Genomic DNA, 13,993 nt, shown 5'->3' with positions numbered 1-13,993 from the left:
GCGCTTCTATTCCTCGCTGTCCCAGACCGGCGCCATGTCGCGCGCGAACTTGATGTCGTCGTTGCTGGTCCCCGCCGCGACCATCGGCCAGACCATCGCGTCCTGGTGCACGACGAAGTCGATCACGACCGGGACGTCGTTGATCTCCATCGCCTTCTTGATGGTCGCGTCCACGTCCTCCGGGCGCTCACACCGCAGGCCCACACAACCGTACGCCTCCGCGAGCTTCACGAAGTCGGGAATCCGGCGGACCGTCTGCAGGTCGGTGTTGGAGTAGCGCTCGTTGTAGAAGAGCGTCTGCCACTGGCGGACCATGCCGAGGTTGCCGTTGTTGATGACCGCGACCTTGATCGGCACCCCCTCGATGGCGCAGGTGGCCAGCTCCTGGTTGGTCATCTGGAAGCAGCCGTCGCCGTCGATGGCCCAGACCGTGCTCTCGGGCCGGCCCATCTTGGCCCCCATCGCGGCAGGGACCGCGAAGCCCATCGTGCCGGCGCCGCCGGAGTTGATGAACGTGCCGGGCTTCTCGTAGCCGATGAACTGGGCCGCCCACATCTGGTGCTGGCCGACGCCCGCGGTGTAGAGCGCGTCGGGGCCGACGATCGCACTCAGCCGCTCCATGACGTACTGCGGGGCGAGGGAGCCGTCCTCGAACTGCTCGTAGCCCAGCGGGTAGGTCGCCCGGTAGCCGTTGAGCAGCGTCCACCAGTCGGCGTAGTCGCCCTTGCGGTCCTCGGCGCGCACCGCCGCGATCAGGTCGGAGAGGACCTCCTTGCAGTCACCCACGATCGGGACGTCGGCGTGGCGGTTCTTGGAGATCTCAGCGGGGTCGATGTCGGCGTGGACCACCTTGGCGTACGGCGCGAAGCTGGACAGCTCGCCGGTGACGCGGTCGTCGAAGCGCACCCCGAGGCCGACGATCAGGTCGGACTTCTGCAGCGCCCCGACCGCCGAGACCGAGCCGTGCATGCCGGGCATGCCCATGTGCTGCGGGTGGCTGTCAGGGAAGGTGCCCCGGGCCATCAGCGTGGTGACGACCGGGATGCCGGTCAGCTCGGCGAACTCCAGCAGCAGCGCCGAGGCCCCCGCCCGGTGCACGCCGCCGCCGACGTACAGCACCGGCCGGCGCGCCTCGGTGATCAGCTTGGCCGCCTCGCGGATCTGCTTGGAGTGCGGCCGGGTCACCGGGCGGTAGCCGGGCAGCTGCATGGTCACCGGCCACTGGAAGGTCGTGGTGGCCTGCAACGCGTCCTTGGCGATGTCGACCAGGACCGGACCCGGGCGCCCGGTGGAGGCGATGTGGAAGGCCTCGACGATCGTCCGGGGGATGTCGGCCGGGTCGGTGACCAGGAAGTTGTGCTTCGTGATCGGCATGGTGATGCCGGAGATGTCGGCTTCCTGGAAGGCATCGGTGCCGATCGCGCCGCTGGGCACCTGGCCGGTGATCGCGACCAGGGGGACCGAGTCCATGTAGGCGTCGGCGATCGGGGTGACCAGGTTGGTGGCGCCCGGCCCGCTGGTGGCCATGCACACTCCGACCTTGCCGGTGGCCTGCGCGTAGCCCTGGGCCGCGTGGCCGGCGCCCTGCTCGTGCCGTACAAGCACGTGCCGGACCTTGGTCGAGTCGTAGAGGGGATCGTAGGCGGGGAGAATCGCGCCGCCCGGAATCCCGAACACGGTGTCAACCCCGACGTGCTCCAGTGCCCTCACCAGGGCCTGGGCTCCTGTCATCTGTTCGGTCATCGGCTCGTTCCTTGTGTGGCTGAGCTGCTTGCTGGCATAAACGTGCTGACATAAAAAAGGCCCCATCCCACCTGTCATGGCGGGGCTGGGGCGGCGCGCAGGTCGGAGTGCTTCGCTAACGGCCTGCGCGCCGGCGAAGTACTACGCGAATCCCACGATGATGCATAGGTCCACCATGGCCGACGAAGTGCTCCTGCGTCAAATTCATGGGACACATGTCTCAGCTTCCGAGATGTCAGACGCTTTCCCGCAGGCTGGAGGCGGTGGCGGGCATCAGGGAGTCGACGCCCCGGGGGGCCATCGGCCGAGCCACCAGATAGCCCTGCCCGCGCGTGCAGCCCATCTCCCGAAGCAGTTCGAGCTGCTCGGGACGCTCGATGCCCTCGGCCACCACGATCAGCCCGAGGTCGTGACCGAGCCGCACGATCGTGCGGGTCAGCAGGCTCAGGGTCTCGTCACGGCCCAGCCCGGAGACGAACGACGGATCGATCTTGATCATGTCCACCGGAAGCTGGCGGAGGAAGGCCAGCGAGGCGTAACCGGTGCCGAAATCGTCGATGGCCAGCCGGACCCCGAGCTCGCGCAGCTCGGAGAGGCGGGTGACGATCTCCTCTGCGTCCTCGACCAGCATCTCCTCGATCACCTCGAGGGTCAGCGCGCTGGGCGGCAGGCCGCTCTCGGCGAGCGCGGACTCGACGGTCTCCACGAAGCGCGGCGCGGTGATCTGCCGGGCCGACAGGTTGAGCGAGAGGCCGATGTCCCATCCCGACGCCCGCCAGGCGGCGACCTCCTGACAGGCCTCACGCAGGATCCACTCGCTCAGCGGCACGATCAGGCCGGTGTCCTCGGCCGGACCGAGGAACTGCTCCGGCGGCACGAACGCGCCCTCCTTCCACCACCGCACCAGCGCCTCCACGGCGGTGACGCGCGAGGTGGCCAGGTCCACCACCGGCTGGTACTCGATCGCGAACTGGTTCTCCAGCAGCGCCCGCTGCAGGTCGGCGGCGAGCTCCAGGCGGCGCACCACGTCGGCGTGCATGTGCGCGGCGAACACCTCGACCCGGCGCCCGCCGAGCTCCTTGGCCCGGGCCATCGCCACGTCGGCGTTGCGGATCAGATCCGCCGAGGACACCTCGTCGTCGGCGAAGGCCACCCCGACGCTCGCGGTCAGCGCGATGTCGCGGTCGGCCACCCGGAACGGCTCCGAGGAGACCGTGTGGATCAGCAGCTCCGCCAGGTCCACCGCCGTCTGCGCGTCCGCCCCCGTCTCCAGCAGCACCGCGAACTCGTCGCCGCCCCACCGCGCCAGGGTGTCGTCGACCCGTACGGCGGCACGGAGCCTGCGGGCCGCCTGGCCGAGCAGGTAGTCGCCACTGGCGTGGCCGACCGAGTCGTTGACCGAGGTGAAGCCGTCGAGGTCGAGAAAGATCACCGCGGTTCGGCTCCCGCCGGGCCTGGCGAGCACCTCCCTGGTGCGCTCCTCGAAGTAGGCCCGGTTGGGCAGGCCGGTGATGCCGTCGTGGAAGGTCAGGTGGGTGACCTGGTTGCGCAGGGCCTCCTCGTCGCTGACGTCCCTGGTGGTGACCAGCAGCAGGTCCTCGCCGCGCACGTGCCGGGTCGCCACCGACTCGGTCGGCCGCCAGGTGCCGTCGGCCGCCCGGATCCTGCAGGCGATCATGCAGGCGCCGCTGCCCTCGGCCGGCTCCTCGTCCGGGCCCAGCGCGCGCAGCGCCTGCTGGATCCCGGGAACGTCCTCCGGGTGGATGTAGTCGAAGATCGACCCGCCGACCAGCTCCTCCGGGCGGTAGCCGTACGTGATCTCGACGCCCTCGCCGATCCGGTGCACCAGGCCGTCGTAGTCGCAGATCAGGACCACGTCACCGGTGCTCTCGGCCAGGTCCTGGAGCTGCCGCTCGCCGAGGTCCATCAGGCGTCTCATGCGGGTGGTCTCCACGAAGGCCGTGAACAGGCGCACCACCAGGATCCCCACGATGGAGGCCGAGACGAGGGCCAGGACCGGGACGGGCCCCTCCACCCTGCCGCCGAGCACCCGCAGGAGCACCACGGCGGTGGCCGCGGCGACGAGGACCAGCGGCACCGCGGCGAGCAGCGAGAGGCCCGGACCCTCGCCGGACGGCTCCTGGCCGTCGGCCGCGTCCACCGCGCGGACCGTACGGCCGCTCCAGGGGACCGCGGCGAGCAGCAGGAACGCCACCGGGGCCGACCAGATCCCGGCCGTCGGCGGGGCGTCGCCCGCCAGCCTGGCCAGCGCGGTGACCGTCTCGCCCACGGTGATGGCGGCGAGCACGGCGAGCGCGGCCAGGCCGACCGGCCACGCCGATCGCCGGACGGGCACCACCGAGGGACCCACCGCGCAGGTGAGGACCAGGCAGAGCAGCGGCGCGGAGAAGTTGACGGCGAAGTCGGCCGCGCCGCCGGCCTCGCGGTAGACCGGGCCCAGCACGAGGATCCAGGCGATCGTGAACAGGGAGGCCGCGCAGACGTAGGCGTCGACGAGGCCGCGCAGGAACGCCCGCCCGTACGCGGGACGGGCGGCGGACAGGCCGGTGCCGACGGCGAGCATCGCCGTGCCGACGAGCAGCACGAGGTCGGCGAAGTTCACCGCGAACGGTGTGCCGTCCGCGAACGGCCGGGCGCCGACCCCCGCCGCCCAGGTGATCGAGCCCGCGGCCAGCCAGCGCCAGGCCAGCGCCCTGCGGCGGCCGGTCGCCCGCGACGCCGCGACGAGCAGGGAGAACGCGGCGGCGGCGGCCGCCGCGACGCCCGCCACCGCTCCGGCGACCACGGCCGGGACGCCACCGGCGAGAGCGGCGACGAGCCCCGCCGCGCCGGTTCCCACGGCAGCGGTCAGCGACACCCGGGGGTCACGCCAGCGGATCATTCGTTGCCCATCCAGTGTTCGGTCCGTCTCGCCTCCGCGGCGCTCTTCCACTCCGCCGCGCCCGCGATGCCATCGCGGGACACCTCACCTCTCGTCCTCCACGCCCTGCGGAGCACACGGCCAGTGTGGACTCTCCGGGCGGCACGGGGGGTGACAACAGCGCAGTCGTCACCGTTCTGATAACCATGCAAGCGATCAGTCTCGCAGGAGACAACGATACGTACGTAAGGTCACGGAGCAGCCACGGTCCGGATTCCTTTCTCCGTCGGCTTTCTCCGTCAATATGAGCCTGTAATCATGTTCTTGAGCGGCTCACCTGCGAGATAACGCAGCAGTTGTGAGCGGAGCAGCCTCAGCGTACGCCGCCCCGAGGCGGGAGTGCTGCCCGCGACATGCGGGGTGACGAACACCCCCGGGGCGGTCCACAGCGGGTGGTCCCGCGGCAGCGGTTCCGGATCGGTCACATCGAGCGCCGCCGTGATCCGGCCCTTCTCCAGTTCGGCGACGAGCGCGCCGGTGTCCACCACCCCTCCCCGGGCGGCGTTCACCAGCAGGGCGCCGTCCTTCATCGCGGCGAGGAAGTCCGCGTCGACCAGTCCCGCGGTGGCGGGCGTGGCCGGGACCAGCAGCACCACCACGTCCGCCCGCGGCAGCAGCTCGGGCAGCTCGTCCTGGCCGTGCACGTTTCCCCGCGCGGTCCTGGCCACCCGGATCACGTCCACCTCGAACCCGTCCAGCCGCCGCTCCAGCGCCTCGCCGATCGAGCCGTATCCCACGATCAAGACGGTGGAGTCGGCCAGCACCCCGGTGTGGTGGTAGGTCCACTCCGCCCGGTCCTGGGCCCGGACGAACCCGGGGAACTCCCGCAGCACCGCGATCATCGCCCCCACCGCCCACTCCGCCGTGCCCGCGTCGTGCACCCCCCGCGCGTTGCAGAGCACGGCTCCCTCCGGCAGGTGCGGCCGGTACGGCTCCACGCCCGCCGTCACGGTCTGCAGCAGCTTCAGCCGGGGCATCCGGCCGAGCAGCCCCGGGACGTCCGGCACCGTCACCAGCGGCGGCACCCAGACCTCGACCTCCTCCACCCCGCCGGGAACCGGTCCGGTTCCGTCGTAGACGACGCACTCCACATCGGGCAGATCACTCAGGACATCGGCCGCGGCCTCGGAAGGGACCCAGATCTTCATGCACCGCATTATCCAAGCCGCGCCACCGGGTCCTCCGGGCGCGTGGCACCGTGCCGGCTGTCGGAGGGACGCGCCGGCCGCAGGGGCCGTCAGGCGGCGGTCACGGTCGCCGGCGCGAGGGCCGACCCGGCGGACACCACGGTGTGCCGGGCGTTCCGAAGGACGGGCACCCAGGGAGAGGCCGCTCTCGCCGACCGCCCACCGGCCGGCCCGGACGCGCCCTGACCGCCGATCACGGTGCCGGGCGGGTGTGGAGACCGTCGGTCACTCGTCCTCGGTGGGCTCGGAGACGCACTTGAGGTCGAGCTCGGGCTTGTAGACGGTCGTCTTCTTCTCCCGCTTGACCTCCTTGCCGTCCTGCTTGAAGATCCGGGTCACGTCGATGGTGAACCCCGGCTGGCCGGTCATCGGGATGCAGTCGGGTCCGCTGTCGGTCTTGCGCTCGAACTGCGTGGGGTTGTAGCGCTCGGAGGAGACGGACTCGATGTCGTAGCGCTTGGTGCTCCAGAAGGCGACCGTGACCGAGGTGCCCGTCGCGGAGGACTTCACCAGCACGCCGTAGTCGGAGTCGTTCTTCCAGCGGAAGTCGGGCTGGGGCCAGGAGACCGTGGACTCGCGGCCCGCGGGGTAGCGCGAGATGTAGAACTCGTGCGCCATGTGCTGGACGTCCTGGAGGCCGCCGAAGAACACGGCGTTGTACATCGTCGTGACGTACTGGGAGATGCCGCCGCCGACGGAGGGGATCAGCCTGCCGCCCTGGATCATGGGAGCCTCGACGAAGCCCCGGGCCTTGTCACGCTGACCGACCACGCCGTTGAGCGAGAAGGTCTCACCGGGCTTGACCAGGTGGCCGTCCAGGAGCTTGGCGATCGTCTGGATGTTGGTCGCCCGCGGCACGCAGCAGGGGTACATCGTGGTGAACTCGCTGATCTTCTCCTTGATGCCGAGCTTGCGCATCTCGGCCAGGGAGGTGCGGGGCTTGACCGTCGTGAGGGTGACCGCGATCGTACGGTCGCCGCCCTCGGCGATCAGCTTGGCCACGTCCGCGGCGAGCTTCTCGTCGTCCACGCCCTTGCCCCTGCGGCCGGGAACCAGCTTGGGCTTGTTCCCGACGATCTGGAAGGTCGGCTCCCGGGGCGCCTGGGCCGGGTCGACGAGGTTCCCCTCGACGGAGGCGAGGGCGCTGCGGGCGTTGAACACCGGGCGCATGCCGCCGGAGTCGTCGGGTTCGAAGGACAGGTGGGCGGCGATGGTCTCGACCGGGAGCTGCGTCCGCTTCCCCTCGTGGGTCAGGGTGATCGGGCCGGACAGCGCCTCTTTCGCCGCGGCGGCGGCCTTCGCGACCACGGCGGCCGTGACCTTGGGCTTGATCACGGTGACCGGCAGCTCGACCGGGCCGCCGGGGCCGAGGAAGGCCTTCTCGATGGTGTCGGCCGCCGCCTCCCGCTCCAGCTCACGGCCGTCCCGGGGCTTCACGACCACGGGTTCGAGGCCATCGAAGCCGACCGAGCCCTCGACCACCTTCCGGTCGATCTTCCGGGCCAGCTCCTCGACACCGGCCTGCAGCAGCTCTCGATCGACCGCGGCCCTGGGCGCCAGCTCGGTGGTGCCGGTGAGCGCGCGCCAGACCTCGGCGGGAGAGGGGAAGTCGCTGGGCGCCTGGTCGACGGTGGCGACGACGTCGAGTTCGAGACCGGCCTGGGCCGGATCCAGCGTGTAGTCCTTGCCGAGGGCCTTCAGGGACATCGCCTTGCCCGCCGGTTCGGCCAGCCGCTCCCTGAGCCGGTCGGCCGCCTCGGTCGCGGTCAGCCCGCCGATGTCGACGCCCCGGACCTGCGAGCCGGGGAGGATCTTGCCGGACATGGCGACCGCGGGGACCGCGTAGGCCAGAGCGGCGAGGACCAGGAGGATCACGACGGCGACGGCGAGCCTGCGGCCCCGGCGGCGCGGGGGCGGCTCCTCCTGACGCGGGAGACCGGCTCGCGGCGGGCCGCCGTCACCGGGCACCGGCGCGTCGCCCTGCGGGGGCCGCGGCGCGAAGGGGTGGTCGGACGGCGGAGCGGCCATCCGCCAGGGCTGGGGCGGCGGAGCCGCGGACGGCAGTACGGGTCCCCCGGAGCCGGGGCCGGCATGCCGGTCGAACCCCGGCCCGGGAGTGCCGGGAGAGCCGAAGATGTCGGGGGAGACGCCCGGAGGCAGCCGCGGCCCCCCGTTGCCCGGGGGGACCTGCGGGTCGCGGGCTCCGGCTGCGGCGCCGGGGCGGACCGGACGCGCCGGCAGCGGAACCGCGGCGAACGGATCCGTCGGCGGGTCTATGGACCTTCCGGCGTTCCGCACGGCCCCCGTCTCCTCCTGCTTCGCAGCGTTCCTCCCCGGCAACCTTAAACCACAACAGTGGACAGGTGTCCTGAAAGGGGTAACAAATCAGCCTGTCCACCGATAGCGGTGTTCCGGCCGGCCCGCGGTGCCGTACCTGGGGCGGAGCTCCGTCTGACCGGCCGCGCACAGGTACTCCAGGTAACGCCGGGCGCTGACCCGCGACAGCCCGGTGAGCGCCGCCGCCTCGGCCGCCGACAGGTCGGTGTCCGCCTCCCTGAGCGCGTCGGCGACCAGCGCGCAGGTGGTGGTGGAGAGCCCCTTGGGCAGGGGGGGCAGACCCCCGCCCGCGGCGCCGAACAGCCGGTCCACCTCCTCCTGGCCGACCTCGGAACCGATCGCGGCGAACTGCCGGCGGGCGGCTGCGTACTGCTCCAGCCGCTCGGTGAGCGCACCGGCCGTGAAAGGCTTGATCAGGTAGTTCACCGCGCCGCCGTGCATGGCCGCGCGGACCGTGGCCACGTCGCGGGCGGCGGTGATGACCAGCACGTCGACGGGGTGGCGGGCCCCTCTCAGCGTCCTGAGCACGTCGAGTCCCGACATGTCCGGCAGGTAGATGTCGAGCAGCACCAGGTCCGGCCGGTGCTGCGCCACCGCCGCCACCGCCGCTCCCCCGGTGTGCACGGCGCCGACCACTGTGAAGCCGGGCACCCGTGCCACGTAACCGCTGTGGATCCTGGCCACCATGAAGTCGTCGTCCACCACGAGCACCTTGATCTGCGCCGACGGCGACGCTTCACGCCGCGGCTCGGGGGCCGGTGACCGGCGCCTTCCCTCGTCGCTCATCCGCTGCGCTCCTTCGCTCCTCGGTCCAGTGCACCGGCGCCCCCTCGCAGGCCCCTTCGCTCCTCACTCCAGTGCACCGGCGCCCCCTCGCGGAACCTCCTCGCGCCGGGGCAGCAGGGCGGTGAAGACGGCGCCGCCCGCGTTGTGCACCCGTACCCAGCCGCCGCGGCGCAGGCATGCCTGCCGGGTCAGGGCCAGTCCGAGGCCGCGCGGGCCGGAGTGGGCGGCCTTGGTGGTGAAGCCCTCGCGGAACACCTCGTCGGCGAGGCCGGGACCGATCCCCGGGCCGGAGTCGCCGACCCGGACGTGCAGGCCGTCCTTCTCGGTGCGGACCGACACCTCCACCGTGCCCCCCGCCTCCTCCAGCGCGTCCAGGGCGTTGGCCACCAGGTTGCCCACGACCAGCACGGCGTCGCGCGGGTCGCCGAGCGCGCCCTCCTCGACCCGGGAGTCGCCGGCGAGCACCAGGGACGCGCCCCGCTCGGCCGCCTCCGCCGACTTGGCCAGCAGCAACGCGGCCAGGGTCGGGTCCGCGACCTTCTCGCGGATCCCGGCCGCATGGCGGCCGTAGGCCTCGGTGGTCCGGGTGATGTAGCTGATCGCCGTCTCGTGCTCACCCAGTTCCAGCAGGCCCACCACGGTGTGCATCCGGTTGGCGAACTCGTGGGCCTGGGCGCGCAGCGCGTCGGTGGTGCTGCTGGCCTGGTCGAGCGCGTGCGCCAGCCGTACCAGCTCGGTCCGGTCGCGCAGGGTGACCACCCAGCCGCTGCGCTGCTCGCGGACGGCCACCGGCATGCGGTTGAGCACGAGAACCCGGTCGTGGTGGAGGACGACCCTGTCGTCACCCGGGTCCTCCCCGGCCAGCACGTCCCGCATCCGGTCCGAGAGCGGCATCTCGGTGATCCCCCTGCCGACGTCGCGCGGGGACAGCCCGAGCAGGTCGCGGGCGGCGTCGTTGATCAGGGTCACCCTGCCCTGCAGGTCGAGGGCGAGCACCCCCTCCTTCACCCCGTGCAGCACGCCCTCGCGCTGTTCCAGCAGGGCGGCGATCTCCCCGGGTTCGAGGCCGAAGGTCTGCCTGCGGACCCGCCGGACGATCAGCGCGGCCCCGGCCGACCCGGCGACGAGCACGGCCAGCACGGTCCAGAGCAGCGGCGGCAGCGCGGCGTCGAGCTGGCCCGCGACGGTCTCCTCCAGCACCCCGACCGAGGTCAGGCCGATGACCGCGCCGGAGGCGTCGAGGATCGGGGCCTTGCCGCGCACCGAGCGGCCGAGGGTGCCGGTCTGGGTGCCGGTCCAGGGACGACCGCTGGTGAGGACCTCCGAGCCGTCGGTGGACAGCCGCCTGCCGATCAGCGCCGGGTTGGGGTGGGCGTAGCGGACCTGGTCGCGGTTGGCGATCACCACGTAGTCGGCGCCGGTGGCGGCCTGCACCCCGGCCGCGATCGGCTGCAGCACGAGCTCCGGCCGGGAATGCGTGAACGCCTCGCGCACCTCGGGCAGCCCGGCCACCGCCTCGGCGATCGCCAGAGCCCTCTGCTGGTGCTGCCGGTCGAGCTGGTCGCGGGTGTGCTCCATCCAGACACCCGCCGTGCCGCCCGCGGAGAGAAAGACGATCATCACCTGGAGCATGAACAACTGAGTGCCGAGGGAGGCGTTGAGGATATGTCGCACGAGTGAACTCCCTGGTCAGGGTACTCATGAAAGCATCCGGAGGTAACGGCGGGATCGCGGTCCGGCCAGGTGCGCGCATGACCAATACGACCGATACGACGGCAAGCACGCAAAGCATCGACACCGTGGCCTGCGGCGCCCACCATCCTCACCACGCTTTTCCTCACGTTGTCAGGAGAATGACCATGGGTCTTCGGAGACTCGCCGCCCTGGCGGTCCTGTCCGTCGCCGCTCTCACCGCGTGCGGTTCGGGCACGGAGTCCGGCACCAGCGCGTTGAAGATCATGGCCCCCGCCTCGCCCGGCGGCGGCTGGGACCAGACGGCCCGTACGGCGGAGCAGGCGCTCAAGGCCGCCGACCCGTCCCGCAGGGTCGAGGTCTACAACGTCCCCGGCGCGGGCGGCACCATCGGCCTGGCCCAGCTGGCCGGCGAGAAGGGCAACGGCAACCTGCTGATGACCATGGGCCTGGTCATGGTGGGCGCGGTGGAGCAGAACAAGTCGAAGGTCACCCTGGCCGAGACCACGCCCATCGCGAAGCTCACCGAGGAGTACGAGATCGTCGTGGTCCCGGCGGAGTCGCCGTACGCGACCCTGGCCGACCTGGTGACCGCGTGGAAGGCCGACCCCGCGAAGATCGCCATCGCGGGCGGTTCGGCCGGCGGCACCGACCACATCGTCGCGGGGCTGATGGCCAAGGCCGCCGGGATCGACCCCAAGCAGGTCAACTACGTCGCGCACTCCGGTGGCGGCGAGGCGCTCAACGCGCTGCTGGGCAACAAGGTCGCGATGGGCATCTCCGGCATCGGCGAGTTCGCCGAGCACGTGAAGTCCGGCAAGCTGCGGGCCCTCGGCGTCTCCTCCCCGGCGCGGCTCGCCGCCGTGGACGCGCCCACGCTGAAGGAGGGCGGCCTGGACGTCGAGCTGGCCAACTGGCGCGGGTTCGTCGCGCCCGGCGGGCTGGACGAGGAGGCCAAGAAGAAGCTGATCGACACGGTGACCGCGATGCACGACTCGCAGGCGTGGAAGGACGCGGTGGCCAAGAACGGCTGGACCGACGTCTTCCAGACCGGCCAGCCCTTCGCCGACTTCCTGGCGGCAGAGCAGAGCAAGATCAAGGCGGTCATCGCGGAAATGGGACTCGTCTCCTGATGTCCGCTCACGAAGAGCCGGAGGCGGGCCGCGGCACCGGGGCGCCGGAGGGCGCCGCGGGCGGGCCCGCCGTACCGGCAGCGACCTCGTCTCCGCCCGGCGTGCCGGGCCCTGCCCCGGACGGACCCCCCGGACGGGGGTGGCGCCGTCCCGAGCTGGCGCTGGCACTGGTCGTCCTGGGCCTGGGCGTGTTCGTGCTCGCGGGCACCGCGGACGTCACCGCCGCGGGCTCCGGGATCGGGCTCGGCCCGCGGTTCTTCCCGATCATCGTCGGCTCGGCGCTGCTGCTGATCGGGGTGTTCTACGTGGCGGACGTCCTGCGGGGCGGTCACGGCGACCCGGAGGAGGGCGAGGACGTCGACGCCGGCGCCCGGACCGATTGGAAGACGGTGGCCCTGGTCAGTGTGATCTTCCTGGCCTTCGCGGGCCTGGTCGACCTGCTCGGCTGGATCATCGCGGGCGCGCTGCTGTTCTTCGGCCTCTCGGTGACGCTCGGGGCCACCCGCCGGTTGCGCGCGGGTGCCATCGCCGTCGTCCTTTCCACCCTCTCCTACCTGGCCTTCGTCAAGGGACTGGGCGTGACGCTGCCCGCCGGGCTGCTCTCAGGAGTGATCTAGTGGAGTCTCTGCAGTTGCTCCTGGACGGGTTCGCCACCGCGCTGACCCCGGTCAACCTGCTCTACGCCCTGGTCGGGGTCACCCTGGGCACGCTGGTGGGCGTGCTGCCCGGCATCGGCCCGGCCATGACCGTGGCCCTGCTGCTGCCGGTCACCTTCAGCGTCCCGCCGGCCAGCGCGTTCATCATGTTCGCCGGGATCTACTACGGCGGCATGTACGGCGGGTCCACGACCTCCATCCTGCTCAACACGCCCGGCGAGAGCTCCTCGATGATCACCGCGCTGGAGGGCAACAAGATGGCCAGGCGCGGCCGGGCCGCCCAGGCGCTGGCCACGGCGGCGATCGGGTCGTTCGTCGCCGGCACGATCGCCACCGCGCTGCTGGTGGTCGCGGCGCCCCTGGTCGTGGAGTTCGCGATCTCCTTCGGTCCCGAGGACTACTTCGCGCTGGCCGTGCTGGCGTTCACCGCGGTCTCCTCCGTGCTGTCCCGCTCGGTGGTGCGCGGCCTGGCCTCGCTGGGCTTCGGCCTGGTCATCGGCCTGATCGGCATCGACGAGCAGACCGGGCAGGCCCGCCTGACCCTGGGCATCCCCGAACTGCTCGGCGGCGTCGAGGTGGTGGTCGTCGCGGTCGGCCTGTTCGCCCTGGGCGAGGCACTCTACGTCTCCTCCCGGCTGAGGCACGACGAGCCCCAGATCATCCCGGTCGGCCGGGCGTTCCTGGGCCGCTCCGACTGGTCCCGGTCGTGGCGGCCGTGGCTGCGCGGGACCGCGCTGGGCTTCCCGTTCGGCGCGTTGCCCGGCGGCGGCGCGGAGATCCCGACGTTCCTGTCCTACTCGATCGAGAAGCGCCTGGCGCGCGGGATCGCCCGCGAGGAGTACGGCAAGGGCGCGATCGAGGGCGTCGCGGGCCCGGAGGCGGCCAACAACGCCTCGGCCGCGGGCACCCTGGTCCCGCTGCTCACCCTGGGTCTGCCGACCTCGGCGACGGCGGCGATCCTGCTGGCCGCCTTCCAGCAGTACGGCCTGCAGCCCGGCCCCCAGCTCTTCGACCACAACCCGGCCCTGGTCTGGGGCATGATCGCCTCGCTGTTCCTGGGCAACCTCATGCTGCTGGTGCTCAACCTGCCGCTGGCGCCGCTCTGGGCGAGGGTGCTGCACGTCCCCCGGCCCTACCTCTACGCCGGGATCGTGCTCTTCGCCGCGCTGGGCGTCTACGCCCTGAACGCCTCCTGGATCGACCTGGTCGTGCTCTACCTCCTGGGCCTGCTCGGCTTCGCGATGCGCCGCTTCGGGCTGCCGGTCGCACCCGCGGTGATCGGCATGATCCTCGGTCCGATGGCGGAGATCCAGCTCCGCCGGGCCCTGGCCATCGGCGCGGGCGACGCCGCGGTCCTGGTGCGCAGCCCGATCGCGGCGACCCTGCTGGGGCTCGCGCTGCTGGCCCTGCTCGCCCCGCTGGTCAGGAAGCTGGCCGTGCGCCGCTCCGGGAGCGGGTGACGTGAGCCGGCCTCCGGGACGGCGTCTCCCCGCTGATCGCGGCGTATCCGGAGTGCGT

The 13,993-nt window shown here is 71.9% G+C and carries 9 protein-coding genes; 3 read left to right on the top strand and 6 right to left on the bottom strand.

The features are described 5' to 3' along the window. Window positions 1–6 precede the first annotated feature (6 nt). From HS041_RS31755 to HS041_RS31730, 6 genes are all read right to left on the bottom strand, one after another. Complete coding sequence (locus HS041_RS31755; protein WP_255530163.1) at window positions 7–1,809, bottom strand: acetolactate synthase large subunit; 1,803 nt, start codon at window positions 1,807–1,809, stop codon at window positions 7–9. Between the two features lie 169 nt (window positions 1,810–1,978). Further along, complete coding sequence (locus tag HS041_RS31750) at window positions 1,979–4,645, bottom strand: putative bifunctional diguanylate cyclase/phosphodiesterase (RefSeq protein ID WP_196444554.1); 2,667 nt, start codon at window positions 4,643–4,645, stop codon at window positions 1,979–1,981. Between the two features lie 278 nt (window positions 4,646–4,923). After that, on the bottom strand, window positions 4,924–5,832 hold the full coding sequence (locus HS041_RS31745) for a 2-hydroxyacid dehydrogenase (protein WP_196444553.1): 909 nt from the start codon (window positions 5,830–5,832) through the stop codon (window positions 4,924–4,926). Window positions 5,833–6,096: 264 nt separating this feature from the next. Further along, the gene (locus tag HS041_RS31740; RefSeq protein ID WP_196444552.1) at window positions 6,097–8,169 is read right to left on the bottom strand and encodes a VanW family protein; all 2,073 of its coding nucleotides are present in this window, start codon (window positions 8,167–8,169) and stop codon (window positions 6,097–6,099) included. A gap of 87 nt (window positions 8,170–8,256) precedes the next feature. Beyond that, complete coding sequence (locus tag HS041_RS31735) at window positions 8,257–8,994, bottom strand: response regulator (protein ID WP_196444551.1); 738 nt, start codon at window positions 8,992–8,994, stop codon at window positions 8,257–8,259. Between the two features lie 63 nt (window positions 8,995–9,057). Then, on the bottom strand, window positions 9,058–10,668 hold the full coding sequence (locus HS041_RS31730; protein WP_196444550.1) for an ATP-binding protein: 1,611 nt from the start codon (window positions 10,666–10,668) through the stop codon (window positions 9,058–9,060). Between the two features lie 185 nt (window positions 10,669–10,853). Here HS041_RS31730 and HS041_RS31725 point away from each other — a divergent pair, with 185 nt between their 5' ends. The 3 genes from HS041_RS31725 to HS041_RS31715 are packed head-to-tail and all read left to right on the top strand — an operon-like array spanning window position 10,854 to window position 13,935. After that, window positions 10,854–11,819 carry a tripartite tricarboxylate transporter substrate binding protein gene (locus tag HS041_RS31725; protein WP_196444549.1) on the top strand — a complete coding sequence of 322 codons (966 nt, stop codon included), beginning with the start codon at window positions 10,854–10,856 and terminating at the stop codon, window positions 11,817–11,819. Further along, window positions 11,819–12,436, top strand: a complete 618-nt coding sequence (locus tag HS041_RS31720; protein WP_196444548.1) for a tripartite tricarboxylate transporter TctB family protein — start codon at window positions 11,819–11,821, stop codon at window positions 12,434–12,436. The genes HS041_RS31725 and HS041_RS31720 overlap by 1 nt, the downstream gene beginning before the upstream one ends. Beyond that, window positions 12,436–13,935 carry a tripartite tricarboxylate transporter permease gene (locus HS041_RS31715; protein WP_196444547.1) on the top strand — a complete coding sequence of 500 codons (1,500 nt, stop codon included), beginning with the start codon at window positions 12,436–12,438 and terminating at the stop codon, window positions 13,933–13,935. Before HS041_RS31720 ends, HS041_RS31715 begins: the two co-directional genes overlap by 1 nt. The last annotated feature ends 58 nt before the right edge of the window (window positions 13,936–13,993 follow it).

Source organism: Planomonospora sp. ID67723, assembly GCF_015711605.1.
Classification (GTDB): Bacteria; Actinomycetota; Actinomycetes; order Streptosporangiales; family Streptosporangiaceae; genus Planomonospora_A.
This window is presented reverse-complemented; position numbering and strand designations above follow the sequence as displayed.